General features: G+C 64.2%; 26 protein-coding genes. 22 read left to right on the forward strand and 4 right to left on the reverse strand.

From position 1 onward, the window contains the following. Positions 1 to 42: 42 nt before the first annotated feature. On the forward strand, positions 43 to 1242 hold the full coding sequence (gene zapE / locus BLS48_RS05655; protein ID WP_091576010.1) for a cell division protein ZapE: 1200 nt from the start codon (positions 43 to 45) through the stop codon (positions 1240 to 1242). Positions 1243 to 1253: 11 nt separating this feature from the next. On the opposite strand, the gene BLS48_RS05660 is transcribed toward zapE, so the two are convergent. Then, positions 1254 to 1682 (reverse strand): GNAT family N-acetyltransferase, encoded by a 429-nt coding sequence (locus tag BLS48_RS05660; RefSeq protein ID WP_091576011.1) that lies wholly within the window; start codon positions 1680 to 1682, stop codon positions 1254 to 1256. Positions 1683 to 1897: 215 nt separating this feature from the next. On the opposite strand from BLS48_RS05660, the gene mdh reads away from it, so the two are divergent. The 11 genes from mdh to BLS48_RS05720 all read left to right on the forward strand — a co-directional run bounded on the left by mdh (position 1898) and on the right by BLS48_RS05720 (position 14435). Then, positions 1898 to 2866, forward strand: coding sequence for a malate dehydrogenase (gene mdh, locus BLS48_RS05665; protein WP_091576012.1), 969 nt, complete (start codon positions 1898 to 1900; stop codon positions 2864 to 2866). A 31-nt stretch (positions 2867 to 2897) separates the two neighbouring features. Then, entirely contained in the window at positions 2898 to 4091 is a 1194-nt protein-coding gene (gene sucC / locus BLS48_RS05670) for an ADP-forming succinate--CoA ligase subunit beta (RefSeq protein WP_091576013.1), read from the forward strand. Between the two features lie 4 nt (positions 4092 to 4095). After that, positions 4096 to 4467, forward strand: coding sequence for a cupin domain-containing protein (locus tag BLS48_RS05675; protein WP_091576014.1), 372 nt, complete (start codon positions 4096 to 4098; stop codon positions 4465 to 4467). Between the two features lie 2 nt (positions 4468 to 4469). After that, positions 4470 to 4967: a DUF1579 family protein gene (locus tag BLS48_RS05680; protein WP_091576015.1), complete on the forward strand. Its 498-nt coding sequence runs from the start codon at positions 4470 to 4472 to the stop codon at positions 4965 to 4967. An 11-nt stretch (positions 4968 to 4978) separates the two neighbouring features. Further along, positions 4979 to 5881, forward strand: coding sequence for a succinate--CoA ligase subunit alpha (gene sucD, locus BLS48_RS05685; protein ID WP_027031912.1), 903 nt, complete (start codon positions 4979 to 4981; stop codon positions 5879 to 5881). Between the two features lie 204 nt (positions 5882 to 6085). Next, positions 6086 to 9073, forward strand: coding sequence for a 2-oxoglutarate dehydrogenase E1 component (locus tag BLS48_RS05690; RefSeq protein WP_091576016.1), 2988 nt, complete (start codon positions 6086 to 6088; stop codon positions 9071 to 9073). Between the two features lie 30 nt (positions 9074 to 9103). Next, positions 9104 to 10390, forward strand: a complete 1287-nt coding sequence (gene odhB, locus BLS48_RS05695; RefSeq protein ID WP_091576017.1) for a 2-oxoglutarate dehydrogenase complex dihydrolipoyllysine-residue succinyltransferase — start codon at positions 9104 to 9106, stop codon at positions 10388 to 10390. A gap of 119 nt (positions 10391 to 10509) precedes the next feature. Continuing rightward, positions 10510 to 10968 carry a hypothetical protein gene (locus tag BLS48_RS05700; protein ID WP_425284657.1) on the forward strand — a complete coding sequence of 153 codons (459 nt, stop codon included), beginning with the start codon at positions 10510 to 10512 and terminating at the stop codon, positions 10966 to 10968. Continuing rightward, entirely contained in the window at positions 10965 to 11720 is a 756-nt protein-coding gene (locus BLS48_RS05705) for an SDR family oxidoreductase (protein ID WP_091576019.1), read from the forward strand. Before BLS48_RS05700 ends, BLS48_RS05705 begins: the two co-directional genes overlap by 4 nt. 24 nt (positions 11721 to 11744) lie before the next feature. After that, positions 11745 to 13151 (forward strand): dihydrolipoyl dehydrogenase, encoded by a 1407-nt coding sequence (gene lpdA, locus BLS48_RS05710; RefSeq protein ID WP_091576020.1) that lies wholly within the window; start codon positions 11745 to 11747, stop codon positions 13149 to 13151. 801 nt (positions 13152 to 13952) lie between these two features. After that, entirely contained in the window at positions 13953 to 14435 is a 483-nt protein-coding gene (locus tag BLS48_RS05720) for a DUF2867 domain-containing protein (protein WP_091576022.1), read from the forward strand. Here the strand turns inward: BLS48_RS05720 and BLS48_RS05725 are convergent. Together BLS48_RS05725 and BLS48_RS05730 are read right to left on the reverse strand one after the other, a co-directional pair. Beyond that, a complete protein-coding gene (locus tag BLS48_RS05725; RefSeq protein ID WP_091576227.1) occupies positions 14432 to 15505 on the reverse strand; it encodes a TraB/GumN family protein in 1074 nt (357 codons plus the stop codon). The genes BLS48_RS05720 and BLS48_RS05725 overlap by 4 nt on opposite strands. A 135-nt stretch (positions 15506 to 15640) precedes the next feature. Continuing rightward, entirely contained in the window at positions 15641 to 16579 is a 939-nt protein-coding gene (locus BLS48_RS05730) for a tyrosine recombinase XerC (protein WP_091576023.1), read from the reverse strand. Positions 16580 to 16751: 172 nt separating this feature from the next. Here BLS48_RS05730 and rimM point away from each other — a divergent pair, with 172 nt between their 5' ends. Both rimM and trmD read left to right on the forward strand, forming a co-directional pair. Continuing rightward, positions 16752 to 17351 carry a ribosome maturation factor RimM gene (gene rimM, locus BLS48_RS05735; RefSeq protein ID WP_091576024.1) on the forward strand — a complete coding sequence of 200 codons (600 nt, stop codon included), beginning with the start codon at positions 16752 to 16754 and terminating at the stop codon, positions 17349 to 17351. After that, complete coding sequence (gene trmD, locus BLS48_RS05740) at positions 17348 to 18046, forward strand: tRNA (guanosine(37)-N1)-methyltransferase TrmD (protein WP_091576025.1); 699 nt, start codon at positions 17348 to 17350, stop codon at positions 18044 to 18046. The genes rimM and trmD overlap by 4 nt, the downstream gene beginning before the upstream one ends. Here trmD and BLS48_RS05745 read toward each other — a convergent pair. Further along, on the reverse strand, positions 18028 to 18780 hold the full coding sequence (locus BLS48_RS05745; protein WP_091576026.1) for a sulfite exporter TauE/SafE family protein: 753 nt from the start codon (positions 18778 to 18780) through the stop codon (positions 18028 to 18030). The two genes, trmD and BLS48_RS05745, sit on opposite strands and share 19 nt — an antisense overlap. 311 nt (positions 18781 to 19091) lie before the next feature. Between BLS48_RS05745 and rplS the strand changes: the two genes are divergently transcribed. The 8 genes from rplS to BLS48_RS05795 all read left to right on the forward strand — a co-directional run bounded on the left by rplS (position 19092) and on the right by BLS48_RS05795 (position 26409). Then, positions 19092 to 19613: a 50S ribosomal protein L19 gene (gene rplS / locus BLS48_RS05755; protein ID WP_091576027.1), complete on the forward strand. Its 522-nt coding sequence runs from the start codon at positions 19092 to 19094 to the stop codon at positions 19611 to 19613. A gap of 137 nt (positions 19614 to 19750) precedes the next feature. Then, positions 19751 to 20185, forward strand: a complete 435-nt coding sequence (locus BLS48_RS05760; RefSeq protein ID WP_091576028.1) for an organic hydroperoxide resistance protein — start codon at positions 19751 to 19753, stop codon at positions 20183 to 20185. Further along, positions 20182 to 20682 (forward strand): MarR family winged helix-turn-helix transcriptional regulator, encoded by a 501-nt coding sequence (locus tag BLS48_RS05765; RefSeq protein ID WP_091576029.1) that lies wholly within the window; start codon positions 20182 to 20184, stop codon positions 20680 to 20682. Before BLS48_RS05760 ends, BLS48_RS05765 begins: the two co-directional genes overlap by 4 nt. 172 nt (positions 20683 to 20854) lie before the next feature. Continuing rightward, a complete protein-coding gene (locus BLS48_RS05770; protein WP_091576030.1) occupies positions 20855 to 21652 on the forward strand; it encodes a transporter substrate-binding domain-containing protein in 798 nt (265 codons plus the stop codon). An 83-nt stretch (positions 21653 to 21735) separates the two neighbouring features. Continuing rightward, positions 21736 to 22548: an amino acid ABC transporter permease gene (locus BLS48_RS05775; RefSeq protein WP_091576031.1), complete on the forward strand. Its 813-nt coding sequence runs from the start codon at positions 21736 to 21738 to the stop codon at positions 22546 to 22548. A gap of 102 nt (positions 22549 to 22650) precedes the next feature. Continuing rightward, positions 22651 to 23286 (forward strand): class I SAM-dependent DNA methyltransferase, encoded by a 636-nt coding sequence (locus BLS48_RS05780; RefSeq protein WP_091576032.1) that lies wholly within the window; start codon positions 22651 to 22653, stop codon positions 23284 to 23286. A gap of 317 nt (positions 23287 to 23603) precedes the next feature. Next, a complete protein-coding gene (leuC, locus tag BLS48_RS05790) occupies positions 23604 to 25013 on the forward strand; it encodes a 3-isopropylmalate dehydratase large subunit (RefSeq protein WP_091576033.1) in 1410 nt (469 codons plus the stop codon). A 199-nt stretch (positions 25014 to 25212) separates the two neighbouring features. After that, positions 25213 to 26409: a GGDEF domain-containing protein gene (locus BLS48_RS05795; protein WP_091576034.1), complete on the forward strand. Its 1197-nt coding sequence runs from the start codon at positions 25213 to 25215 to the stop codon at positions 26407 to 26409. Positions 26410 to 26458 lie beyond the last annotated feature (49 nt).

The following is a 26458-nucleotide window of genomic DNA, read 5'->3' on the forward strand; positions in this document are numbered from 1 at the left end:
CGCTTACCACTTTTCCTGGATTGCTCGACAACGACGTGACCTATGCATCTGCGCGACGGCCTCCAGACCCATGCGACCGTCAGGCAGCGCTATGACCATCTGGTCGAGACGGGCGCGATCGAACGCGACCGGGCGCAGGAACGGATCGCCGCCGCGCTCGACCGGCTGATCGACGAGATCTCGGCAAAGCGGCTGGCGCACAAATCCAGTGCGTTGGGCTGGCTGTTTGCCCGCAAGCGCGAGACGCGCGAGATCGTCAAGGGCCTCTACATCCATGGCGGCGTCGGCCGCGGCAAGACCATGCTGATGGACATGTTCTTCGAGCTCTTGCCGGTGCGCCGCAAGCGCCGTGTCCACTTCAACGACTTCATGGCCGATGTGCAGGACCGTATCCAGAAGCACCGGCAGGCGCGCAAGAATGGCAACGTCAAGGAGGACGATCCGATCCCGCCCGTGGCCAAGGCCCTCGCCGAGCAGGCCTGGGTGCTGTGCTTCGACGAGTTCTCGGTCACCGACATTGCCGATGCGATGATCCTGTCGCGGCTGTTTGCGGCGCTGTTCGCCAGCGGCGTGGTGCTGGTCGCGACCTCGAACGTGGCGCCGGAAAATCTCTATGGCGACGGGCTGAACCGCCAGCTTTTCCTGCCGTTCATCGGCATCCTGGAGCGGCACGCGCATGTGCTGTCGCTCGACACCGACAAGGACTACCGGCTGGAAAAGCTTGCCCGCACGCCGGTCTATGTCACGCCGGCCGATGCTGCGGCCGACCAGGCACTCGACGAGGCGTGGCAGGCCATGACGCACGGTGCGCCGACGGCCGAGACGTCCCTGACCGTCAAGGGCCGGCATGTGGCGATCCCGCGCTCTGCCGGCGTCGCGGCACGCTTCTCTTTCGCCGATCTTTGCGAAAAGCCGCTCGGGGCACGCGACTACCTGGCCATTGCCGGCCGGTTCTCGACCATCTTCATCGACCACGTGCCGGTGCTGGGCGAAGGCAGGCGCAACGAGGCCAAGCGCTTCATCCTTTTGATCGACACGCTCTACGATCACCATGTGCGGGTGGTCGTAAGCGCCGAGGCCCCGCCGCAGCAGCTTTACGTGGCCAAGCGGGGCGTCGAGGTGTTCGAATTCGAGCGCACGGCATCGCGATTGATCGAGATGCAGAGCCGCGACTGGCTGGAAGACTGGGCGGAGCGGCAGATGGCGAAGGCGCTGCCGGAAGCGCAGCAGGCGCAAGCCTGAGACGCCATTGCCTAAAGCTCATACACATACATGACGAACTCGTCCGCCGGCCCATGCGGCTCCTTGCGCGCTTCGTAAAGAGCACGGGCGGCGATGTTGTCGGGCTCGGTGCCGACCCAGGCCTCCTCGCAGCCATGCTCCCTGCCGATCGCGAACATCGCGTCGAGCATCTTTCGCGCGATGCCCTGGCGCTGGAAGGCCGGCGAAACGCCGACCTCGTCGACATAGAGTTCGCTCACCTTGTCTGGATGACGATGGAGGACCGCGGCGCATTGACCGACGACCACGCCGTCGGCCAGCGCCACGATCATGAAATGGCCGGGTTCGGCGAGGTAGGCAGCCAGCCGATCCGGCCTGACCGGCGCGTCGAACACATTCTCGGCGACCTTCATCACAAGGGCGTCATCGCCCGCCTCAAGCCTTATGATTTCCATCTTCATCGTGTAAATACTCCCAAGTCGGCTTATGAATTTTGACGTTTACGTAAATCCCAAACAGTCTAACCGATTGAAAATACTCGCTCCAAAATAATCGTTTGAATTTATCGCGCACCGGAGCTATTGGGTGCGGCGAAATCTCGCGGGTCCCCGCAACATTCCGGCCTCTTCCTCGACGCCGTATGGCGCCGTCACAGACAAAGGGAAAACATCCTCACATGGCACGCAACAAGATAGCGCTCATCGGCTCTGGCATGATCGGCGGCACGCTCGCACACATGATCGGCCTCAAGGACCTCGGCGACGTGGTGCTGTTCGATATTGCCGAGGGCATCCCGCAGGGCAAGGGGCTCGATATCGCGCAGTCGTCGCCTGTCGACGGGTTCGATTCCAGGCTGACCGGCGTCAACGACTATGCCGGCATCGAGGGCGCCGACGTCTGCATCGTCACCGCCGGCGTGCCGCGCAAGCCGGGCATGAGCCGCGACGACCTCCTGGGCATCAACCTGAAGGTCATGGAACAGGTCGGCGCCGGCCTGAAGAAATACGCGCCCAAGGCCTTCGTCATCTGCATCACCAATCCGCTCGACGCCATGGTCTGGGCGCTGCAGAAGTTTTCCGGCCTGCCGAAGAGCCATGTCGTCGGCATGGCCGGCGTGCTCGACAGCGCGCGCTTCCGCTATTTCCTGGCCGAGGAGTTCAAGGTCTCGGTCGAGGACGTCACGGCCTTCGTGCTCGGCGGCCACGGCGATTCCATGGTGCCGATGATCCGCTATTCGACGGTATCGGGCATCCCGCTGCCCGACCTGGTCAAGATGGGCTGGACCTCGAAGGAAAAGCTCGACCAGATCGTCCAGCGCACCCGCGACGGCGGCGCCGAAATCGTCGGCCTGCTCAAGACCGGTTCGGCTTATTATGCGCCGGCCGCCTCGGCGATCTCGATGGCCGAAGCCTATCTCAAGGACAAGAAGCGCGTGCTGCCCTGCGCCGCGCACCTCTCCGGCCAGTATGGCGTCAAGAACACCTATGTCGGCGTTCCCGTGGTGATCGGTGCCGGCGGCGTCGAGCGCATCATCGAGATCGACCTGAACAAGAGCGAGCAGAAGATGTTCGACAGTTCGGTGGCGACGGTGCAGGGCCTGACCGAGGCCTGCGTCAAGATCGCCCCGCATCTCGCCTCGAAGTGAACCCCCAGCAGTTGATCTGGAGACAATCCATATGAACATCCATGAATATCAGGGCAAGGCGCTGCTGAAGAGCTTTGGCGCGCCGGTGGCCGAAGGCGTGCCGGTGTTCAAGGCGAGCGAGGCGGAAGCCGCCGCCAAGGCGTTGCCCGGCCCGCTCTATGTGGTGAAGAGCCAGATCCATGCCGGCGGCCGCGGCAAGGGCAAATTCAAGGAGCTCGGCCCCGACGCCAAGGGTGGCGTGCGGTTGGCGAAGTCGGTGGCCGAAGTGGTCGCCAACGCCAACGAGATGCTCGGCCACACGCTGGTGACCAAGCAGACAGGTCCGGCCGGCAAGCAGGTCAACCGCCTCTACATCGAGGACGGCGCCGATATCGACCGCGAGCTCTATCTGTCGATCCTGGTCGACCGCTCGGTCGGCCGCGTTGCCTTCGTCGTTTCGACGGAAGGCGGCATGGACATCGAGGCGGTCGCGCATGACACGCCGGAAAAGATCATCACCGTCGCCATCGATCCGGAAAAGGGCGTGACGGCAGCCGATCTCAAGGCGCTCAACGGCGCCCTGAAGCTCGACGGCGACGCTGCCAAGGACGGCAATGCGCTGTTCCCGATCCTCTACAAGGCCTTCGTCGAGAAGGACATGAGCCTGCTCGAGGTCAATCCGTTGATCGTCATGAAGAACGGCCGGCTGCGCGTGCTCGACGCAAAAGTGTCATTCGACAACAACGCGCTGTTCCGCCACCCGGACGTGCTCGAACTGCGCGACACCACCGAAGAAGACGAGAAGGAGATCGAGGCGTCGAAGTACGACCTCGCCTATGTCGCGCTCGACGGCAATATCGGCTGCATGGTCAACGGTGCGGGCCTTGCCATGGCGACGATGGACATCATCAAGCTCTACGGCGCCGAGCCCGCCAACTTCCTCGATGTCGGCGGTGGTGCGTCCAAGGAAAAAGTGACGGCGGCGTTCAAGATCATCACCAAGGATCCGGCGGTCAAGGGCATCCTGATCAACATCTTCGGCGGCATCATGAAGTGCGACATCATCGCCGAGGGCGTGATTGCCGCGGTCAAGGAAGTCGGGCTGACGGTGCCGCTGGTGGTGCGCCTGGAAGGCACCAATGCCGAGCTCGGCAAGAAGATCATCAACGACAGCGGCCTGAACGTGGTTTCGGCCGACGATCTCGACGATGCAGCCAAGAAGATCGTGGCGGCGGTGAAGGGCTGATCTGGTGCCTCCGCACAAGATAAACCTGGTCGAGGCGGCGGATGCGAAGATCAAGAAGGTCTTCGATCCGCATATCGCCGGCGACGTCAACGAATCCCAGGTCAAGATCGCCAAGTTCGGCGACGTCTTCGACTGGCATGCGCACGATAATGAAGACGAAGCCTTCCTCGTGCTGCGCGGTCGCATCGCCATCGATTTTCGCGACGGCACGGTGGAGCTTGCCAGCGGCGAGTTCATCGTCGTGCCGCGCGCTGTCGAACACCGGCCGCGTTCGCTGAGCGAAGAGCCTGTCGTGCTGATGTTCGAGCCGGCGACGACGCTCAACACTGGCAATGCCAAGAGCGACCTCACCGTCGCCAACCTGAAGCGGCTCTGACCATGAACGCGGCGCCCTTCTCTTCGCTCTCGGCCGATCACCAGCGCCTGCAGGCACTGGTCGGCGCGTGGCGTGGCGAGGAAGAGGTGGCGGAAACACAATGGGCTGATCGCGGCCCAGCGAGTTCGGACGTGCTGGCAGAGGTACAGTTTGGCGGTCTGTTCGTGGTGCAGCGCTATCGTCAGCGCCGCGATGGCACGATTTCGTTCGGCGCGCACAACGTCTTCGGTTTCGACCAGCCGAACAGTCTCGTCACCATGCACCAGTTCGATTCGATGGGCTTTGTGCCGGCCGCACCCGCCACCGGCGCGTGGAACGGCAGCGAATTGGTCCTGGTGCGGTCGTCGCCACGCGGATCGGCCCGTGTCACCTACACTTTCGATACTGACAGCAACTATCGCATGCGGCTGGAATTCCAGCCGATCGGCAGCGACATTTGGCAAGACATGGTGAGCGGTGTCTACCAGCGCGTTTCACCTTCCTCGATCAACGGTTTTTAAAAAGGGCTCCCATGTCCATTCTCGTCGACAAGAACACCAAGGTGCTGGTGCAGGGCCTGACCGGCAAGACCGGCACGTTCCATACCGAACAGGCGCTGGCCTATCACGGGACCAAGATGGTCGGCGGCATCCATCCGAAGAAGGGTGGCGAGACCTGGACCGGCTCGAAGGGCGAGAGCCTGCCGATCTTCGCCACCGTCGCCGAGGGCAAGGCGAAGACCGGCGCCAACGCCTCCGTCGTCTATGTGCCGCCGGCGGGTGCCGCCGAAGCGATCCTGGAAGCGATCGAGGCCGAGATCCCGCTGATCATCTGCATCACCGAAGGCATACCGGTGATGGACATGATCAAGGTCAAAGCCAGGCTCGACCGCTCGACCTCGCGGCTGATCGGCCCGAACTGCCCGGGCGTGCTCACCCCCAATGAATGCAAGATCGGCATCATGCCCGGCAACATCTTCCGCAAGGGCTCGGTCGGCGTTGTTTCGCGCTCTGGAACACTTACCTATGAGGCTGTGTTCCAGACCACCAATGTCGGCCTCGGCCAGACCACCGCCGTCGGCATTGGCGGCGACCCTGTCAAGGGCACCGAGTTCATCGACGTGCTCGAGATGTTTCTCGCCGACGACGAGACCAAGTCGATCATCATGATCGGCGAGATCGGCGGTTCGGCCGAGGAAGACGCCGCGCAGTTCCTCAAGGACGAAGCCAAGCGTGGCCGCAAGAAGCCGATGGCCGGCTTCATCGCCGGGCGCACAGCGCCGGCCGGCCGCACCATGGGCCACGCGGGCGCGGTCATCTCCGGCGGCAAGGGCGGCGCCGAGGACAAGATCGCGGCGATGGAATCGGCCGGGATAAAAGTTTCGCCGTCGCCGGCCCGTCTCGGCACGACGCTGGTCGAGGCGATCAAAGGGTGAGAAACGATTGGCCGCTGGCCGACGAAAAGCCAATTGCTTGGCTTTTCGAGTTTCGAGCGCCCGGAGCGAAAGCGAAGGGCCGGAAATGGAATGAAGGCTGGCGACGGTTCGTTGGCCTTGAGGGGAAAAAGGACGGGTGAACCGTTCGACATCGCGGCAATGCCGCAAACGTAAGGAGACGGAGCACGGGCTCCGCTAAGTGACATGGCAAGACAAGATCAGGCCAACGACCAATTTTCGCTCACGTCTTTCCTCTATGGCGGCAACGCCGACTACATCGACGCGCTCTATGCCGCCTATGAGGACGATCCCGCCTCGGTCAATCCCGAATGGCAGGAGTTCTTCGCCGGGCTGAAGGACGACGCCGGCGACGTGCGCAAGAACGCCAAGGGCGCTTCCTGGGCCAAGCCCTCCTGGCCGCTGCAGGCCAATGGCGAGTTGGTGTCGGCGCTCGACGGCAACTGGGGCATCGTCGAGAAGCACCTGGAAAAGAAGGTCAAGGACAAGGCGGTCACCAGCGGTGTCGTCCTGTCCGACGCCGACGTGCACCAGGCGACGCGCGATTCGGTGCGCGCAATCATGATGATCCGCGCCTACCGCATGCGCGGCCATCTGCACGCCAATCTCGACCCGCTCGGCATCGCCAAGCCGCTCGAGGACTACAACGAATTGTCGCCGGAGAATTACGGCTTCACCGCCGCCGACTACGACCGGCCGATCTTCCTCGACAATGTGCTCGGGCTCGAATTCGGCACCGTCCGGCAGATGCTGGAGATCCTGACCCGCACCTATTGCTCGACGCTCGGCGTCGAATTCATGCACATCTCCGATCCCGAGGAAAAGGCCTGGATCCAGGCGCGCATCGAGGGCGCCGACAAGGAGATCACCTTCACCGCCACCGGCAAGAAGGCGATCCTGCAGAAGCTGATCGAATCCGAAGGTTTCGAACAGTTCGCGGACATCAAATACAAGGGCACCAAGCGCTTCGGCCTCGATGGCAGTGAAGCGTTGATCCCGGCGCTGGAGCAGATCATCAAGCGCGGCGGCCAGCTCGGCATGAAGGAGATCGTGCTCGGCATGGCGCATCGCGGCCGGCTGAATGTGCTTTCCCAGGTGATGGCCAAGCCACACCGCGCCATCTTCCATGAGTTCAAGGGCGGCTCGGCCGCCCCCGACGAGGTCGAAGGTTCGGGCGACGTCAAGTACCATCTCGGCGCCTCGTCGGACCGCGAGTTCGATGGCAACAAGGTGCATCTGTCGCTGACCGCCAACCCCTCGCATCTGGAAATCGTCGATCCGGTGGTGATGGGCAAGGCACGCGCCAAGCAGGATTATCTGTTTGGCCGCAGCCGCGAGGAGATCGTGCCGCTGGAGGAGCGCGCCAAGGTGCTGCCGCTCTTGCTGCATGGCGACGCCGCCTTCGCCGGCCAGGGCGTGATTGCCGAAATCCTCGGCCTTTCGGGCCTGCGCGGCCACCGCGTCGCCGGCACGCTGCATTTCATCATCAACAACCAGATCGGCTTCACCACCAATCCGCGCTTCTCGCGCTCGTCGCCCTATCCGTCCGACGTCGCCAAGATGATCGAGGCGCCGATCTTCCACGTCAACGGCGACGATCCGGAAGCGGTGGTCCATGCCACCAAGGTGGCGATCGAATTCCGCATGAAGTTCCACAAGCCGGTGGTGGTGGACATGTTCTGCTACCGCCGCTTCGGCCACAATGAGGGCGACGAACCGGCCTTCACCCAGCCGATCATGTATCGCAACATCCGCACCCACAAGACGACGGTGCAGATCTATGCCGACCGCCTGATTGCCGAAGGCCACATCACCCAGGCCGAATTCGACAAGATGAAGGCGGACTGGCGGGCGCATCTGGAATCGGAGTGGGAAGTCGGCCAGCACTACAAGCCTAACAAGGCCGACTGGCTCGACGGCGCCTGGTCGGGCCTGCGCACGGCCGACAACCAGGACGAAACGCGGCGCGGCAAGACCGCCGTGCCGGTCAAGACGCTGAAGGAAATCGGCAAGAAGCTGACCGAGGTGCCGAAGGATTTCGAGGCGCACAAGACGATCATCCGATTTCTCGAGAACCGCCGCCAGGCAATCGAGTCCGGCGAAGGCATCGACTGGTCGACGGCCGAGGCGCTGGCCTTCGGCGCCATCCTGCTCGATGGCAACCCGATCCGGCTGTCGGGCCAGGATTCCGAACGCGGCACCTTCTCGCAGCGCCATTCCGTGCTCTACGACCAGCGCGACGAAACCCGCTACATCCCGCTCAACAACCTGTCCGCCGCGCAGGCCGGCTACGAAGTCATCAACTCGATGCTGTCGGAAGAGGCGGTGCTCGGCTTCGAATATGGCTACAGCCTTGCCGAGCCGAAGGCGCTGACGCTGTGGGAAGCGCAGTTCGGCGACTTCGCCAACGGCGCCCAGGTGGTGTTCGACCAGTTCATCTCGTCGGGCGAGCGCAAGTGGCTCAGAATGTCGGGCCTCGTCTGCCTGCTGCCACATGGCTATGAAGGCCAGGGTCCGGAACATTCCTCGGCGCGGCTCGAGCGTTTCCTGCAGCTTTGCGCCGAAGACAACATGCAAGTGGCCAACTGCACGACGCCGGCCAACTACTTTCACATCCTGCGCCGGCAGTTGAAGCGGGACTTCCGCAAGCCGCTGATCCTGATGACGCCAAAGTCGCTGCTACGCCACAAGCGGGCGGTGTCGACGCTGCCGGAAATTTCCGGCGAGAGCTCGTTCCACCGGCTCTTGTGGGACGACGCCCAGCTGCTTCCCGGCCAGGCGATCAAGCTGGTCAAGGATTCGAAGATCCGTCGCGTCGTGCTGTGCTCGGGCAAGGTCTACTACGACCTCTACGAAGAGCGCGAGAAACGCGGCATCAACGATATCTACCTGCTGCGCGTCGAACAGCTCTATCCGTTCCCGGCCAAGGCGCTGATCACGGAACTGTCGCGCTTCCGCAACGCCGAGATGGTGTGGTGCCAGGAGGAGCCCAAGAACATGGGCGCCTGGTCGTTCATCGACCCGTATCTGGAGTGGGTGCTGGCGCATATCGATGCCAAGCATCAGCGGGTGCGCTACACCGGCCGTCCGGCTGCAGCCTCGCCGGCGACCGGACTGATGTCCAAGCACCTTGCCCAGCTCGCCGCCTTGCTCGAAGACGCGCTCGGCGAATAAACAGAACCCGACAAGAAACGGACAGGCACAATGGCTACCGAAATCCGCGTTCCCACTCTCGGCGAATCCGTCACCGAAGCCACCATCGGCAAATGGTTCAAGAAGGTGGGCGACGCCATTGCCGCCGATGAGCCCCTGGTCGAGCTCGAGACCGACAAGGTGACGGTGGAGGTGCCGGCCGCCGCCGCCGGGACGCTGAGCGAAATCACCGCCAAGGAAGGCGAGACGGTCGGCGTCGGCGCATTGCTGGGTTCGATTTCGGCCGGCGGGGACGCCGCCGCACCAGCGACCAAGCCGCAAGCGGTATCGCAGGCCTCGAGCCCCGACGCGGCGTCCACCGTCAAGCAGGCGGCAGTCGAAACCGCCAAGATCGCCGGCGACGCCGGCGCGGTCGAGGCACGCAGCATGCCGCCGGCACCGGCGGCGGCGAAGCTGATCGCCGAGAACAATCTGGCGGTCGACCAGCTCTCGGGTTCGGGCAAGCGTGGCCAGGTGCTGAAGGGTGATGTGCTCGACGCGATCGCCAAGGGCGCGCCGTCGCAGCCGGCCGAAACGCCCAAGGCGGCACCGGCGCCCGCACCGGTCACTGTCCGTGCGCCGTCCTCGGGCGACGATGCGTCGCGCGAGGAGCGCGTGCGCATGACCAAGCTGCGCCAGACGATCGCGCGTCGCCTCAAGGAAGCGCAGTCGACCGCCGCCATGCTGACCACCTTCAACGAGGTCGACATGTCAGCGGTGATGGCGCTCAGGACCAAATACAAGGACGTGTTCGAGAAGAAGCATGGCGTGAAGCTCGGCTTCATGGGCTTCTTCACCAAGGCGGTGACGCATGCGCTGAAGGAGATCCCTTCGGTCAACGCCGAGATCGACGGCACCGACATCATCTTCAAGAACTACGCGCATATCGGCGTCGCCGTCGGCACCGAAAAGGGCCTCGTCGTGCCTGTCGTGCGCAATGCCGACCAGATGTCGATCGCCGAGATCGAGAAGGATATTGGCCGGCTGGGCATCGCCGCGCGCGACGGCAAGCTGTCGGTCGCCGACATGCAAGGCGGCACGTTCACGATTTCCAACGGCGGCGTCTACGGCTCGCTGATGTCGACGCCGATCCTCAACGCGCCGCAGTCGGGTATTCTTGGCATGCACAAGATCCAGGACCGGCCGGTGGTGGTCGGCGGCCAGATTGTCATCCGTCCGATGATGTATCTGGCGCTGAGCTACGATCATCGCATCGTCGATGGCAAGGAAGCCGTGACCTTCCTGGTGCGCGTCAAGGAGAGCCTGGAGGATCCCGAACGGCTCGTGCTCGATCTCTGAGGTCTGGTGCTGATCCGGCCGTTGGGCTTGGGGCCGGAGGAAGGGATCTGCGCGGCAGAATGACGACTCGCTCCCTTAGCCTTTCCAAGGTGTTTTCGATCTCATCGATCGCGGCCGGCATGGCGCTGGCCGCGGCGAATGCCCATGCCGCCTGCCCGATCGAGCTTGCCGTCTATGGCGATGCGCAGAGCGGCAGCGAGATCGATTTTGCCCCGACCGGTACCTCGGCCACCGTCACCAACACGTTCCGGATGATCCTCGACAACAATGTCGTGCTGAACGGCATCGTCATGTGGAACGAAGGCGTGTCGCGGCCGAACGGCGCGCTGATGTACAAATGCCCAGAGGGCGATGTCACCGGCGGAGAGCTTGCCGCCTGCACGCCCTGGCATGGCGTCATCTATACGTCGGACGACAAGGGCAGCATCGGGCTGCTGCCGGCCGAAGGTGTCGATGCGCCGAAGACTCTGATCCTGCCGGATCTCGGTCCGGCGCTGCGTCAATCCTCGGCCTATGGCGGCAGCGGTTTTTCGAAAGTGCCTTGGGATGTGTTTGCCTTGAAGGGATGCCAGGAATGAGCGAGGCGCAAAAGGTGCTGCTGGTCACCGGCGGCAGCCGCGGCATCGGCGCCGCGATCTGCAGGCTCGGGTCGAAGGCCGGCTACCGCGTGGCGGTCAACTACGCCTCGAACCAGGCTGCCGCCGACGCGTTGGTCAGCGAAATCGAGGCGGCCGGCGGCGAAGCTTTTGCCGTCAAGGGCGATGTCGGTAGCGAGGCCGATGTCGTGGCCATGTTCGGCGCCGTCGACCGCGCCTATGGCCGGCTCGATGCTTTCGTCAACAATGCCGGCATCGTCGACGTCAAGGCGCGTGTCGACGAGATGGATGTTTCGCGACTGGAGCGCATGATGCGCATCAATGTCGTCGGCTCGTTCCTCTGCGCGCGCGAGGCGGTCAAGCGCATGTCGACCCGCCACGGCGGGCCGGGCGGATCGATCGTCAACATCTCGTCGGCAGCGGCGGTGCTGGGTTCACCGGGTGAGTATGTCGACTATGCCGCCTCCAAGGGCGCCATCGACACCTTCACCATCGGGCTCGCCCGCGAGGTGGCGTTGGAAGGTGTCCGGGTCAATGCGGTGCGGCCCGGCCTCATCGACACCGAAATCCACGCCTCCGGCGGGCAGCCGGACAGGATAGAACGGTTCCGCGACATACTGCCGATGAAAAGAGCTGGCACGGCGGATGAAGTCGCCGGCGCGGTTCTCTATCTTCTATCCGACGCCGCGTCCTATACGACGGGCGCGATCCTGAATGTAAGCGGCGGCCGCTGAGCCCCAATCAAGAAGGACAGTATCATGGCTTATGACGTCGTTATCATCGGATCGGGACCGGGCGGCTATGTCTGCGCCATCAAGGCGGCGCAGCTCGGGCTGAAGGTCGCGGTGGTCGAGAAGAACGCGACCTTTGGCGGCACCTGCCTCAACATCGGCTGCATTCCGTCGAAGGCGCTGCTCCATGCCTCCGAGATGTTCGCCGAGGCCGGCCATTCCTTCGACACGCTAGGCGTCGAGATATCCGCGCCGAAATTGAACCTGAAGAAGATGATGGCGCACAAGGATGCGACGGTGTCGTCGAACGTCAACGGCGTCGCCTTCCTGTTCAAGAAGAACAAGATCGACAGCTTCCGCGGCACCGGCAAGGTGGTTGCGGCCGGCAAGGTGTCGGTGACCGGCGAGGACGGCAAGGTCGAGGAGATCGAGACCAGGAACATCGTCATCGCCACCGGTTCGGACGTCGCCGGCATTCCCGGCGTCAAGGTCGACATCGACGAGAAGGTCATCGTGTCGTCGACCGGCGCGCTGTCGCTGGAGAAAGTTCCCGGCCATTTGGTGGTGGTCGGCGGTGGTGTCATCGGGCTTGAGCTCGGCTCGGTCTGGGCACGGCTAGGCGCCAAGGTGACCGTGGTCGAGTTCCTCGACACCATTTTGGGCGGCATGGATGGCGAGGTCTCCAAGCAGTTCCAGCGGCTGCTGTCGAAACAGGGTTTCGAGTTCAAGCTCGGCGCCAAGGTGACAGGTGTCGCCAAGGCCAAGAAGGGTGCGACCGTCACCTTCGAGCCGGTCAAGGGCGGTGCCGCCGAGACCATCGAAGCCGATGCGGTGCTGATCGCCACCGGGCGCCGCGCCTATTCCGACAGCCTTGGCTTGAAGGAAGCCGGCGTCGAGGTCGACGAGCGCGGCCGGGTCAAGACCGACGGGCATCTCAGGACCAATGTATCAGGCATCTACGCCATCGGCGATGTCATCGCCGGGCCGATGCTGGCGCACAAGGCCGAGGACGAGGGCGTCGCGGTGGCGGAAACCATCGCCGGCCAGGCCGGCCACGTGAACTATGACGTCATCCCGAGCGTCGTCTACACCAGCCCGGAAATCGCCTCCGTCGGCAAGACCGAGGAAGAGCTGAAGAAGGCCGGCATCGACTACAAGGCGGGAAAATTCCCGTTCAGCGCCAATGGCCGGGCACGCGCCATGCTGCACACCGATGGCTTCGTGAAGATCCTCGCAGACAAGACGACCGACCGCGTGCTCGGCGTGCACATCGTCGGCTTCGGCGCCGGTGAAATGATCCACGAGGCGGCGGTGCTGATGGAGTTCGGCGGCTCCTCGGAAGACCTCGCCCGCACCTGCCACGCGCATCCGACAATGTCGGAAGCGGTGAAGGAGGCCGCGCTGGCTACCTTCTTCAAGCCGATCCATATCTAGGGCGACTTCGTCATCCCAGGGCGGAGCAGGAGCGAAGCGACGCCACGGAGACCCTGGGGTCCATGCCGCGACGTCAGAGCGTCGCCGCGGTGCAGAATTCTGTCCTGCGGCATTCCTCGGCAGAGGTAGCGGCATGGCTCCTCGGGTCAAGCCCGAGGATGACGAACGCGTGGAGCCTCAGCCCAAAGCAAAACGGCCCGCTTTTCAGCGGGCCGTTTGTATTTGATGTCGAGCCTATCAGTTGGCCGGTGCGGCAGGAGCCGGTGCGGGGGCTGGCTCTGCCGGAGCAGGGGCCGCCGGTGCCGGAGCTGCGGGAGCCGGTTCGGCTGGCTTTGCCGGCTCGGCTGGCTTCATCGGTTCCGCAGGCGCGGGCGCGGGGGCCGGTGTGCTGGCCGCGGGCGGCTCGGCGGGTGCCGGATTCTCGCCGCTTCTTCCGAAAACATAATACGCGACAATGGCCAGAATAACGACGACCAGCGCAATCAGCCAGGGACTGCCGCCCCCGCCACTTGGCCTGGGAGTGTCGTTTGATGGATTCGCCATAAAAGTGTCCTCCGTGGATGAAAATGATCAATCAACAGCCATCAACGCGCAACCGTTGAATGGGTTTCACGCTAGGGGAGGAAAACGCCGAAAAGGCGACGCCTCGATCCCCCGCTGCCATGCGACTCAATTGACAGCGGTCACAGTATAGCTGGCTTTGCGGAAATCCTCGACCAGCCCCCGACGGACAGGCGGCGTTTCGCCACGCAGCGAGCCAAACCGACCGGTGCTATCGTCGGTTGCGAGGGATTTGCCGGTATGACGCCCACTGCACAGACTTTTCCCGACTCCGAAAGGGCTCTTGCCGGCGCCCAGTTCGCCGACCGATACGTGCTGACAACCGATGGTCTCGCACTGACCGCGATTGGCGCGGCAGAACGCGTCCTAGGGCGAACACCGCGATGGGTCGGCCGGCTCATGCTGCTACGCAACCTCGCCGTCAGGCCATTTGGGCTGAAAACGGGGCCAGAACCCGACGTCCCGCCGGAACGCAGGATCGGCATATTTCCGCTCATCAGCCAGGCACCCGGCAGGGTCGTCCTTGGTCTGGACGACCTGCATCTCGATTTCCGTATCCTGGTGGAGGTGAACGACCTCGGCGCGGGCCGGCAGGAGGTGGCCGCGTCGACGATCGTGAAGACGCACAACCTGCTTGGGCGGACGTATCTCGCCATCATCAAGCCGTTTCACCGGATCATCGTTCCGGCGATGCTGGCTCAGGTTTTGATCAAGGAGGGTTAAAGCCCCACCGCCGTGACAGTATAGCCTGCTTTGCGGAAATCCTCGACCAGCCCGTCCGGGCCGGACAAATGCAGTGCGCCGACCGCCATGAAGGCATTGCCTTTGGCAAGGATCGGTCCGGCATGGTCGACCATCACCTTGTTGCGGCTGGTGATCATGGTTTCCTCGAACGCCGCGTAGCTGCCGGCCTGGTCGCCTTTCGCGTCGGGAAGCACGGCGCGAAACAACGGCCAGAACATGCCGGTCTCGCCGTGCTGGTAAAGCACGATCATGGTCTCGTTGACGTCGTTGACCTTGTCGCCAAGCTTCACTGTATCGACGAGCCCTTTCATGTGAAAGGCGAGCGGCAGGGAGGCCATGGCGCGGAGCTGGCTGGCAGCCGTTTCCAACCCTTCCACCGGCTTGCCCGCGGCCTTGGCACTTTCCGCCAGCTTGACGTCGAGCACCGGTGCGCCGCCCGACTGGCGGGCGAGTTCGCATGCCGGCAGTGCCAGCATCGCCGACAGCAGCCACGGCTTCATCTTGGCGACCGTCAATGGCGGAATACCGCGCGCGTCGAGCGCGCTGTTCATGGCCGCGGCATCGTCCGGCGACAGCAACGACGACAGCGTCGTGTTGTCGGTGAACATCATCAGGTCCGGCTCCTTGAGCATCGCAGCCATCATCTTCTGCTTGTCGAGCACGTCGGTGGTCTCGATGACGATGGTGCCGGCGGCATCAAAGGCCGTCTGCGCGGCGGGCGGCAGCGCTGTCACGCGCGGGTCGGTCATGTGCATGGTGCCAAACAGGAAGGACGGCTTTTCGCCCGGCCTCTCCAGCTTCCACAGCAGGCCCTTGCCGTTCGGCGTGGCGGCGGCTTCGGCTTCGATCTTGCGGTAGGTGGCCGGATCGTCCTTCTGCAGGGCCGACAGCATGTCGGCGCCGGTGCAGGTCGGAATTTCGGCATGCGCCCTGCCGACTGCAAACAGCAGGGCGGCGAGGAAGGACAGGAAAAAAAGCACGTTGAGCGCCACGAGCAGCTTCAGCGAGATGAGAGCCGCGCGGTCGGCGACGGCGATGACGCGTTTCATGGCTCTATTTTCGCGCTCGACCATGATCTCTTCCCGAAAACCGGTCCACTTTTCCGGATCATGGTCTGGTCTAGGATCAAAAAGCGGCGAAACGGTTAACCTGCGTGGCGAAATTGTCTTGGACGAAGCCGCCGGTCACGCGCGGGGATGGGCGGACTCGTAGATTTCGAGCAGCCTCGCGGTGTCGACGCCGGTGTAGATCTGCGTCGTCGACAGGCTGGCGTGGCCCAGGAGTTCCTGGATGGTGCGCAGGTCGCCGCCGCGGCCGAGCAGATGCGTGGCGAAGGAATGGCGCAGCGCATGCGGCGTCGCCGTGTCGGGCAGGTTGAGCGCGGAGCGCAGTTTCGCCATGTCGCGCTGGACGATGGCCGGGTTGAGCGGACCGCCGCGGGCGCCGCGAAATAGCAGCCCCTTCGGGTCGAGATGATATGGACACAGCCGTCTGTATTCGGCAATCGCACGCAGCGCCACCGGCAGCACCGGCACCAGCCGCGTCTTGCCACCCTTGCCGGTGACCCGCAGCACGGTGTCGGCCGCCGACGCCAGATCGGCGCCGGCCAGGCCGAGCGCCTCGGAAATGCGCAGGCCCGAGCCGTAGAGCAGTGTCAGCACGGCGGCGTTGCGAGCAGCGATCCAGGGTTCCTCGGCCAGTTGGCCTTCGACGGACACGACATGCTTTGCATCGCTCGCCGTCAACGGTTTCGGCAGCGACTTGGGCTGGCGCGGGGCGCGCAGGGCCGTGGCGCCAGCGGCATTGACGAGGCCGCGCCGCTCGAGGAAACGCAACAGCGAACGGATGCCGGCCAGCCCGCGACCAAGCGTGCGGGCGCCGGCGCCGGCGTTGCGCCGGGCAGCGAGGAAGCCGCGCAGGTCGGCCGGGCGCAGATTGGCGATGTCGGCAATGCCGGGCGAGCCGCCGCAATGGCCGGTTAGAAAATGCAGGAACTGGCGGGTATCGCGCTCATAGGCTTCGACGGTCTCGGGCGACAGCCGGCGTTCGCGCGCCAGCATCTTCAGCCAGCTTTCGCGCGCCGCCTGCAGATCGGGTTTTGCCGGGATGAGGAATTCCTGCATGACATGCTTTCATTCTTTGTCTCATGCATGTCGTTGTCGCCAAAACCGGAGCCACTTTTGGGCGACATGCATTCCCGGCCACTTTCCTGCGGCCGGGTTAGGAAGCGGTGAAGAGCGCGTCATTGAAATGACAATCGGGGAGCGTTAGAGCAAAGCCAAAGGATTTCATGCCATGAACAAGCCCCAGAACCCTGTCCAGATGGCCGTGATCGGCGCCGCCCACGGCATCAAGGGCGAGTTGCGGGTGAAAACCTTCACCGGCGAGCCGCTGGCGCTGGCCGACTATGGACCGCTCTACGCCAAGGATGGCCGCGCCTTCCAGATCGTCGACATCCGACCCGCCAACACCGTCGTCGTGGTCCGCTTCAAAGGCATCAGCGATCGCAACGCCGCCGAGGCGCTGGCCGGCACGGAATTGTTCGTCGATCGCTCGGTGCTGCCGGACGATGACGAGGAGGACGAATTCTACCATGCCGACCTGATCGGGCTGGAGGTCCGGGACGACACCGGCGCTGACATCGGCAAGGTCGTCGCGGTGCACAATTTCGGCGGTGGCGACATCCTCGATGTGACGCTGGGCGGGCGCAAGGGCGTGCTGATCCCGTTCACGCAGGCCGCCGTGCCGCAAGTGTCGCTCGCCGAGGGTTTTGTCCGCGTTGATCCGGCAGCCGCCGGGCTCATTGAAGACGAGGATGGCGATGCGCCTGGCGAAGAAGGCTTCGACCCGAAGGGTAGGCCGCGCGGACCAAGGGACGCCGGGGGCAACCGGTGACGTTCAAGGCCTCGGTGCTGACGCTTTATCCCGAGATGTTTCCCGGCGCGCTCGGCCTGTCGCTGGCCGGGCGGGCGCTGGAGGCGGGCACATGGTCGCTTGAGGCGATCCAGATCCGCGACTTCGCCGCCGATCGTCACCGCACCGTCGACGACACGCCGGCCGGCGGCGGCGCCGGCATGGTGATGCGCGCCGACGTCCTGGCGAAAGCCATCGACCACGCCTCGCCGCCGGGCGATGCGCGGCCACGGTTGTTGATGAGCCCACGCGGCAAGCCGCTGACACAGGCGCGCGTGCGCGACCTGGCCGCCGGGCCGGGTGCGGTTATCCTCTGCGGCCGCTTCGAGGGTGTCGACCAGCGGCTGATCGAAGCTCGGAACCTGGAAGAGGTCTCGATCGGCGATTTCATCCTCTCGGGCGGCGAGCCGGCGGCCCTTGTTCTGCTCGACGCGGTGGTACGGCTGTTGCCCGGCGTCATGGGCAACGCGGTGTCTGGCGAGGAGGAAAGCTTCGAGAATGGCCTGCTCGAACATCCGCACTACACGCGGCCGCAGGAATTTGAAGGAAGGCCAATTCCCGAGGTGCTGATTTCCGGCAATCACAAGAAGATCGCCGCATGGCGGCGGGCGGAGTCGGAAGCGCTGACGAAGGAGCGGCGGCCCGACCTGTTGGTCGCTCAGCCTTTGGCAAAATAGTAAAAGGCGAGAAACAGGCCGACGGCGACGACGAAGCCGCGCACCACAGTCTGCGGCACGCGCCTGGCGATCCAGACGCCGGCATAGCCGCCGAGCGCGCCGCCCGGGATCATGATGATCGCCTGCGGCCAGGCAACGACGCCGCCCGAGACGAAGACGACGATCGCCACCGCGGCGATGACGATGGCCAGCATGTTCTTCAGCGCGTTCAGCCGGTGATAGTCGCCAGCCTGGGTCAGGCCGAGCGTGGCCAGCATCATCACGCCCATGCCGGCGCCAAAGAAGCCGCCATAGATGGCGGTGACGAACTGCGCCAGGGAGCCGGCCAGCGAGCCGACGGCCGCTTCGTGCCCCGGTTCTGGCGCCGGCTTCAGCCACGGCCCGGCGGCAAACAGCGCCGTCGCGCCCAACAGCAGCCACGGCACCAGGGCGCGGAAGGACGGGTTGTCGAGCGCCAGCAAGATCAGCGCGCCGGCCAGCGCGCCGGCCGCCGAAATCAGGCAGAGCAGCAGCGCGCCGCGCCAGAAATGCCTGATGTCGTCCGAGTAGGCGAGCGTCGAGGTGATGTAGCCTGGAAATTGCGTGACCGAGGAGGTGGCGTTGGCGACGATCGGCGGCAGGCCGACCAATGTCATGGCGCCGAAGGTGATGAAGGTGCCGCCGCCGGCGACCGCGTTGGCGGCGCCTGACAGAAAGCCCGCGAGGAAAAGCAGGATGGCATCGAAGAAAGACATGAGGAAGCCGCCGTGGAAAACTATGCCAGGCCCGGCTTAGGAAGCTTGGCACGTGGGCGCAACCCCGCACCGGAAGATTGCGATGATGGCACGCGCGCAAAAAAGACTCGGGCCAAGGCGTGACAAAGCGCTGAAATAGCTGTATGTGCCCGCCGAACCGGAAGAAGAATCTGCCGGACCCGTCAACAATGACGGTGTAGTCGCCCCTGCCCGATGTCTCAGGACAAAGGGCATAGCCGAGCGGTCAATGGAACTGCAAGGCGAGTGTCGGACGCTCTGACTGTCGGAAGAACAAGAAGTGGACTTTTGAGATGGATATCCTCCGTCAGCTCGAGGCCGAACAGGCCGCCAAGATCGAAGCCAAGCGCAAGCTTCCCGAATTCCAGCCCGGCGACACCGTGCGCGTCCAGGTCCGCGTGACCGAAGGCACCCGCACCCGCGTCCAGGCCTATGAGGGCGTCGTCATCGCCCGCGCCGGCTCCGGCTTCCAGGAAAATTTCACCGTCCGCAAGATCTCCTACGGCGAAGGCGTCGAGCGCGTGTTCCCGGTCTACTCGCCGATGGTCGAAGGCGTGGAGATCGTGCGTCGCGGCAAGGTGCGTCGCGCCAAGCTCTATTACCTGCGCGATCGCCGCGGCAAGTCGGCCCGTATTTCGGAAAACACCGGCGTGCGCGCCCGCAAGCTGAACGACGAGGAGCGCGATGCGCTGAACGCCGAGAAGGCCCGCATCGAAGCCGAGAAGGTGGCCGCCGCCGAGGCGCTGGCCGTCGAGAAGGCCGCCCAGGACGCCGCCGAGAAGAAGGCCGCCGCTGAAGCGACCCCGGCGGAATAAGGTTTTCGTCAGCATGTTCAAAAAGGCGGCTTCGGCCGCCTTTTTTCGTTTGAAGGCCATGCCTGGTCGGAATCGCTGGTTGACTCCAGTTACCTTGTACACTAATTAATCGTGTACAAGATAACTGGAGAAGCGAAATGCCCGCACTGTATTCCACCCAAGCCCGCGCCGTCGGCGGCCGCGCCGGTCATGTCCAGAGCGACGACGGCCTGCTCAGCCTCGACCTTGCCATGCCCAAGGAGCTTGGCGGCAAGGGCGGCGCCACCAATCCCGAGCAGCTTTTCGCCGCCGGCTACGCCGCCTGCTTCGAAAGCGCCATGCGCTTCATCGCCGGCAAGCAGAAGCTGCCGCTGCAGGACGCCTCGGTGACGGCCAATGTCAGCCTGCACGCCAACGCGCAGGGTGGCTTTGTGCTTGGCGTCTCGCTCACGGCCGAAACGAAAGGTCTTGATCAGGCGGCGGCGGAAGCGCTTGTATCGGCGGCGCACCAGGTTTGCCCCTATTCCAACGCCATCAAGGGCAACATCGAGGTGGCGCTTTCGGCAAAGGCGCTTCCAGCAAAGGCAGCATGACCACCAGAACGACACTCTCGCCCCTGGACGTCCCGGCGGATTTCGCCGGGATACCGAAGCTCGCGCAGCATCTCTGCTTCGCGCTCTATTCGGCGAGCGGGCTGATGACGAAGCTATATCGGCCGCTGCTCGAGCCGCTCGGCCTGACCTATCCGCAATATCTGGCCATGCTGGCGCTGTGGGAGCATGCGCCACGCACCGTCGGCGAGGTTGGCGAAACGCTGGGGCTGGATTCGGCAACGCTGACGCCGCTGCTCAAGCGCCTGGAGGCGAACGGCATGGTGACGCGCCGGCGCGATCCCGCCGACGAACGTCGGGTTCTGGTCGAGCCGACGCCCCAGGGCCAGGCGCTGCGCGAGAGCGCCAAGGCGGTGTCGGCGGCGATGCGGTGCCATTCGCCGCTCGATGACGACGAGCTCAAATCCCTGCATCACACCTTGACCCGGCTGATCGACGGGTTGCGTGAAGCCACTGCCTCCGCGCCGGACCACGATTGACGGGACCGCAAGGATCGTTCCGAAATCCGGGGAATGAAGGCACCGGAATCCGCTTTCGCATGAGCTGACGCAGCGGACCGTCTTGCATGGCGCTTGCGGAAAGCTAAAGTCGGCGCCGGATTTCCTGCAAGCCCGGCCCATGTCCGGGCCATTCAATTTCCGGGAGTGTGTCATGACCAAATCGAAACTGCTGCTGGCCGGCCTGCTTGCCCTCATCCTGGCGCCCGTCGCCGCCTTCGCGCAGGCGTTGCCCGATCTCGGCGGCAAGAAGGTGGTGGTGGTGACCGAAAACGCCTATCCGCCGCTGCAGTTCATCGACGCCAAGACGGGAAAACAGATCGGCTGGGAATATGACGCGATGAACGAGATCGCCAAGCGGCTAAATTTCAAGGTCGAGTACCAGAACACCTCCTGGGACGCGATGATCCAGGCGGTTTCCGACAACCAGTACAACATCGGCATGACCGGCATCACCATCAAGGACGACCGCAAGGAGAAGGTCGATTTCTCCGATCCCTACATGCGCTCGGAACAGTTCATGCTGGTGCGTGGCGACGAAAGCCGCTTCACCGACGCCAAGACGTTCGGCGCCTTCAAGGACGGGCTGATCGGCGCGCAGGCCGGCACGACGCCCTTCTACACCGCCGTCTACAGCGTGCTCGACGGCAATGAGCAGAACCCGCGCATCAAGCTGTTCGAGACCTTTGGCGCCACGGTGCAGGCGCTGAAGTCCGGCGACGTCGATGTCGTGCTGACCGACGGCACCGCCGGCAAAGGCTATGTCGACGCCTCGGAAGGCAAGCTGAAGCTGATCGGCGGACCGCTCGGCACCGAGGATTTCGGCTTCATCTTCCCGAAAGGGTCGGACCTGGTGAAGCCGGTCAACGCCGCGATCGCGGCGCTCAAGGCGGATGGGACGCTCGAGGCGCTCAACAAGAAATGGTTCCTCGACTACAAGATGGGGCAGTAGTCCGTCTTGTTGCGCGCATTGCATGAGGATCGCGCGCTAGAACTTGTAGCGGAACGCGACTGTCGTTTCGCCGGCAGCGCCTGATGGCAACGCCTGCATCTTCCTCCAAGGCCGACTTCCCGTGGTGGCTTGTCGTGGCCGGGGCCATCGCGATCGCGGCGGCCGTCTTCGTCGCGACGAGCAACCTCTACGCCCAGGTCTTCGCCACCGTCGCCAAGGGCATCGGCATCACCATTTTCGTCACGGTGGTCGCTTTCGCGCTGGCGTCGGCCATTGGTCTCGGCGTCGCGCTGATGGGGCTGTCGGGCTCGCGCTGGCTGCGCCAGATCGCCCGCTTCTATGTCGAGATCATCCGCGGCGTGCCGATCCTGGTGCTGCTGTTCTGGATCGCCTTCGCCGGCGCGCCGGCCTTCGTCGCGGCTTGGAACGCACTGACCGCGCCGCTGCAGAGTGCGGGTTTCTTCGGCGAACTTCTGGTGCGCGACGTATCGCTGTTGTGGCGCGCCATCATGGCGCTGACCATCGGCTATTCCGCCTTCATCTCTGAGGTTTTCCGCGCTGGCATCCAGGCGGTCGAGAAAGGCCAGATCGAGGCGGCGAAAGCGCTCGGGCTGAGCCGCTCGCAACGCTTCCGGCTGATCGTCTTTCCGCAGGCGATCCGCACCATCCTGCCGCCGCTCGGCAATGATTTCGTCGCCATGGTCAAGGACTCGTCGCTGGTCTCGGTGCTCGGTGTCGCCGACATCACCCAGATGGGCAAGATCTACGCCGCCGGCTCGTTCCGCTTCTTCGAAACCTATTCGATCGTCGCCTACATCTATCTCATCCTGACCGTCGGCCTGTCGCTTGCCTTGCGGGCGCTGGAGAAGCGGCTGCGCCGCCAGCATGAGGAATAGCGCGCGGCCAGGGATAGCGTTATCTTGGGGTTCATGCATGTCGTTTCTCCAAACCGCTGCGCACGTTTGGGCGACATGCATTCGCCGGGAGAAGCACGACCGATGATCGTCGACAAAGCCAATGCGGCGCTGGATTCCGTCTACACGGCCGATACGCCGGAAACGCTGGCCGAGGCCTACGCCGCCTGGGCGGCGACCTATGACAGCGAGACCGCCTCACTCGGCTATCTCCTGCCGTTCCTGATCACCGCCTGGGTGGCGCGTCATGTGCCGGCGGGCGAGGGGCCGCTGCTCGATGCCGGCTGCGGCACCGGCCTGTCGGGACCTTCGCTGAAGGCGCTCGGCTACGGCGACATCGCCGGGCTCGACCTCTCGGACGACATGCTGAAGATCGCCGGCAGCCGCAACGCCTACAGCGAACTGAAACAGGCGATGCTGGGCGGGCCGCTGCCATGGCCGGACGGCCATTTCCGCGCCTTCTTCTCGACCGGCGTGTTCACCATCAGCCACGCGCCGGCATCGGGCCTGCACGAGCTGGTGCGCATCACCAGAAAGGGCGGCCACGCCATCTTCACCGTGCGCGACCAGGTGTTCGAGAGCGGCGGCTTCCAGGCCGTGTTCGACGAACTGGCGCAAGCGAAGAAATGGCGGCCGGTCGAGCAAAGCCCGTGGTTCCGCTGCTATGCCATCGCCGAGCCGGACGCGCTGGTGAAGACGTTTGTGTTCGAGGTGCTTTGAGCGGAGCGTTCTTCCCTTCTCCCACAAGCTTCCCTTCTCCCACAAGGGGAGAAGGAAGAGCCACGCCAAGGCACGCCGCAATTGCCGAAAAGCCAAAACATTGGTATGAGCCACGCCATGGAAGAGCTTTTTGGCGATCCGGCCTACAAGGGTTTCGTGCTGCAGGACAGAAAACGCCTGCCGTCACGCTTCTCGGCGCGCGTCTGCGGCGCGCTGACCAGCCGACTTAGCTAGGCCGACCTGTCCAGGTCGTTGTGCCGGACCGAAGCTTGCCGGCGTCTGCTCTTTCCCATTCTCATATCGACGGATTTACGCACATGAGCGCACCGCGCACCCTCTACGACAAGATCTTCGACGACCACGTCGTCGACCGCCAGGACGACGGCACCTGCCTGCTCTATATCGACCGCCACCTCGTCCACGAAGTGACCAGCCCGCAGGCCTTCGAAGGCCTGCGCCTGAGCGGCCGCAAGGTCCGGCATCCGGAAAAGACGCTGGCCGTGGTCGATCACAACGTCTCGACCTCGCCCGAGCGCAAGTTCGGCATCAAGAACGAGGAAAGCCGCATCCAGGTCGAGGCGCTGGCCAGGAACGCCAGGGATTTCGGCGTCGAATATTATTCCGAAAACGATATCCGCCAGGGCATCGTCCACATCATCGGACCGGAGCAGGGCTTCACGCTGCCCGGCATGACCATCGTCTGCGGCGACAGCCACACCTCGACGCACGGCGCTTTCGGCGCGCTGGCGCACGGCATCGGCACGTCGGAAGTCGAGCATGTGCTGGCGACGCAGACGCTGATCCAGCGCAAGGCCAAGAACATGCTGGTGCGTGTCGATGGCCAGCTGCCGGAAGGCGTCACCGCCAAGGACATCATCCTGGCCATCATCGGCGAGATCGGCACCGCCGGCGGTACCGGCTACGTCATCGAATATGCCGGCGAGGCGATCCGCGCGCTGTCGATGGAAGGCCGCATGACGATCTGCAACATGTCGATCGAAGGCGGCGCGCGCGCCGGCCTGATCGCCGCCGACGAGACGACCTTCGCCTATGTCAAGGACAAGCCCCGCGCGCCCAAGGGCGCGGCCTGGGATGCGGCGCTCGAATACTGGAAGACGCTGCAGTCCGACGAGGGCGCGCATTTCGACAAGGTGGTCGTGCTCGACGCGGCGAAACTGCCGCCGATCGTCTCCTGGGGTTCCTCGCCCGAAGATGTCGTGTCCGTGCAAGGCATCGTGCCGAACCCGGACGATATCACCGATGAAAACAAGCGCACGTCCAAGCAGCGCGCGCTGGACTACATGGGCCTGACGCCCGGCACCAAGATCACCGATATCTCGCTCGACCGCGTCTTCATCGGCTCCTGCACCAACGGCCGCATCGAAGACTTGCGCGCCGTCGCCAAGGTGGTCGAAGGCAAGACGGTCAGCCCGCATGTCGATGCGATGATCGTGCCGGGTTCCGGACTGGTCAAGGAACAGGCGGAAGCCGAAGGTCTCGACAAGATCTTCCGCGCCGCTGGGTTCGACTGGCGCGAGCCGGGCTGCTCGATGTGCCTGGCCATGAACGACGACCGGCTGAAGCCGCATGAACGCTGCGCCTCGACCTCGAACCGTAATTTCGAGGGCCGGCAAGGCTTCAAGGGCCGCACCCATCTGGTGTCGCCGGCGATGGCGGCGGCGGCGGCGATCGCCGGTCACTTCGTCGACATTCGCGACTGGAAATAAGAGCGGATCCGCAAAGTCGATGCGCCTGCCAAACCCCGAACCGCCAGGCGGTTCGGGGTTTTCATTCGCCCGACACGGCGTTGCTGAGTTTTTATGGCGATTTCGGCTTGGTCTACCCCATCCATCGGCCTGCACTTAACCGCTTGTTGGGGCTTGCGCAGTAACATCTTCCCTACGTAAGCGGGGAAATCACAGTCGTTTGGACACGGGTCTGCTCATAGCGCTGCTCAACCCGATGATAGCGTTGGCGCTCGGCGCCGCGTTCCTCGTGCTGTGGTTCTATCAGCGCCATCGCCCCTATCTGGCGGTGCTGGCGGCGAGCTACGCGCTCGCGGCGGCCGGTTTCCTGTTCCAGCATTTCACCCTGCCCATTGGTTTGGCGCCGTCCAAGCTGCTCTCCAATCTATGCTTCTGCGTTGCCGGATCCTGTCTTTCCGGCGCCGTCGTGGCGCGTTATGGCCGGCGCGTGCCCTATGTCGGCATCGGCGTGCTGGCGGGTGGCGGCATTGCCGTTTTTTGCTGGTTCCTGTTCGTCCAGCCGGATCTGACATGGCGGATCCTTGCCATCAATTTCGCACTCGGCGGCATCAGCCTGCTGGCCGCCGCCGAATTGCGCACGGTGCGCGGCAATGGGCCGACGGAAAATATCCTGTTCGTGCTGGCGTTGCTCGCAGGGTTGAACTTCCTTGTGCGCACGCTGGCCGTCATCATCGCGCACGGACCTTTCGCGAACTATGACGATCTTTATGCCTCGTCCTACTGGACGACGGCGCTGCTGTCGCACGCGCTGTTGTCGCTGCTGATCGCGCTTTCCCTGTTCACGGCCGCCGCGCTCGACGTCATGAAGGCACTGAAGGTCGAGACTTACACCGACCCGCTGTCCGGTCTGCTCAACCGGCGCGGTTTCGAGGAGCGGGCGGGGCTCCTCCTGCAGCGTTGCGCCGCGGCCAAGGTTCCGGCCGCCCTGGTGCTGGCCGACCTTGACCATTTCAAGGCGCTCAACGATCTGCACGGCCATCCGGCGGGTGACCGGGTGATCGCCGACTTCGCCGCCAAGCTTCGATCGGCCGCCGGCGCGCGCGGCGCTGCCGGTCGCATCGGCGGCGAGGAGTTCGCCGTGCTCCTGCCATTGAGCGATCTCGCCGCCGCACGGTTGTTCGCCGAGGCCGTGCGCACGCTCTATTCGTCCGGCAGCGTCGACGGGCTTCCGCCCGGCACGCGGGTGACCGCCAGCTTCGGCGTGGCCGCTCGCAGCGGCGACGAGGCATTGGGGCCGCTGATGCGCCGTGCCGACGAAGCGCTCTACAAGGCCAAGAAGAACGGCCGCGACAGCGTGCGCCTGTCCTATGAGCGGCCGGAAACGATGTACGTGCAGGAGCCGCTCAAGACCGGCTGAGCCTGCACGGCAGGGCCGGCGTTAACGTCTTTTTCGCCCGTCGATGTTT

The sequence above is a fragment of the Mesorhizobium qingshengii genome (genome assembly GCF_900103325.1).
In the GTDB taxonomy this organism is placed as follows: Bacteria; Pseudomonadota; Alphaproteobacteria; order Rhizobiales; family Rhizobiaceae; genus Mesorhizobium; species Mesorhizobium qingshengii.

Coding starts and splice junctions, on each gene's coding strand:
- odhB (WP_091576017.1), top strand. CDS start 9,104: ATGGCTACCGAAATCCGCGTTCCCACTCTCGGCGAATCCGTCACCGAA.
- lpdA (WP_091576020.1), top strand. CDS start 11,745: ATGGCTTATGACGTCGTTATCATCGGATCGGGACCGGGCGGCTATGTC.
- BLS48_RS05700 (WP_425284657.1), top strand. CDS start 10,510: ATGGCGCTGGCCGCGGCGAATGCCCATGCCGCCTGCCCGATCGAGCTT.
- rimM (WP_091576024.1), top strand. CDS start 16,752: ATGAACAAGCCCCAGAACCCTGTCCAGATGGCCGTGATCGGCGCCGCC.
- BLS48_RS05725 (WP_091576227.1), bottom strand. CDS start 15,505: ATGAAACGCGTCATCGCCGTCGCCGACCGCGCGGCTCTCATCTCGCTG.
- BLS48_RS05780 (WP_091576032.1), top strand. CDS start 22,651: ATGATCGTCGACAAAGCCAATGCGGCGCTGGATTCCGTCTACACGGCC.
- BLS48_RS05760 (WP_091576028.1), top strand. CDS start 19,751: ATGCCCGCACTGTATTCCACCCAAGCCCGCGCCGTCGGCGGCCGCGCC.
- BLS48_RS05680 (WP_091576015.1), top strand. CDS start 4,470: ATGAACGCGGCGCCCTTCTCTTCGCTCTCGGCCGATCACCAGCGCCTG.
- sucC (WP_091576013.1), top strand. CDS start 2,898: ATGAACATCCATGAATATCAGGGCAAGGCGCTGCTGAAGAGCTTTGGC.
- BLS48_RS05705 (WP_091576019.1), top strand. CDS start 10,965: ATGAGCGAGGCGCAAAAGGTGCTGCTGGTCACCGGCGGCAGCCGCGGC.
- sucD (WP_027031912.1), top strand. CDS start 4,979: ATGTCCATTCTCGTCGACAAGAACACCAAGGTGCTGGTGCAGGGCCTG.
- BLS48_RS05660 (WP_091576011.1), bottom strand. CDS start 1,682: ATGAAGATGGAAATCATAAGGCTTGAGGCGGGCGATGACGCCCTTGTG.
- BLS48_RS05775 (WP_091576031.1), top strand. CDS start 21,736: ATGGCAACGCCTGCATCTTCCTCCAAGGCCGACTTCCCGTGGTGGCTT.
- mdh (WP_091576012.1), top strand. CDS start 1,898: ATGGCACGCAACAAGATAGCGCTCATCGGCTCTGGCATGATCGGCGGC.
- BLS48_RS05745 (WP_091576026.1), bottom strand. CDS start 18,780: ATGTCTTTCTTCGATGCCATCCTGCTTTTCCTCGCGGGCTTTCTGTCA.
- BLS48_RS05770 (WP_091576030.1), top strand. CDS start 20,855: ATGACCAAATCGAAACTGCTGCTGGCCGGCCTGCTTGCCCTCATCCTG.
- BLS48_RS05730 (WP_091576023.1), bottom strand. CDS start 16,579: ATGCAGGAATTCCTCATCCCGGCAAAACCCGATCTGCAGGCGGCGCGC.
- leuC (WP_091576033.1), top strand. CDS start 23,604: ATGAGCGCACCGCGCACCCTCTACGACAAGATCTTCGACGACCACGTC.
- rplS (WP_091576027.1), top strand. CDS start 19,092: ATGGATATCCTCCGTCAGCTCGAGGCCGAACAGGCCGCCAAGATCGAA.
- BLS48_RS05765 (WP_091576029.1), top strand. CDS start 20,182: ATGACCACCAGAACGACACTCTCGCCCCTGGACGTCCCGGCGGATTTC.
- BLS48_RS05720 (WP_091576022.1), top strand. CDS start 13,953: ATGACGCCCACTGCACAGACTTTTCCCGACTCCGAAAGGGCTCTTGCC.
- BLS48_RS05690 (WP_091576016.1), top strand. CDS start 6,086: ATGGCAAGACAAGATCAGGCCAACGACCAATTTTCGCTCACGTCTTTC.
- zapE (WP_091576010.1), top strand. CDS start 43: ATGCATCTGCGCGACGGCCTCCAGACCCATGCGACCGTCAGGCAGCGC.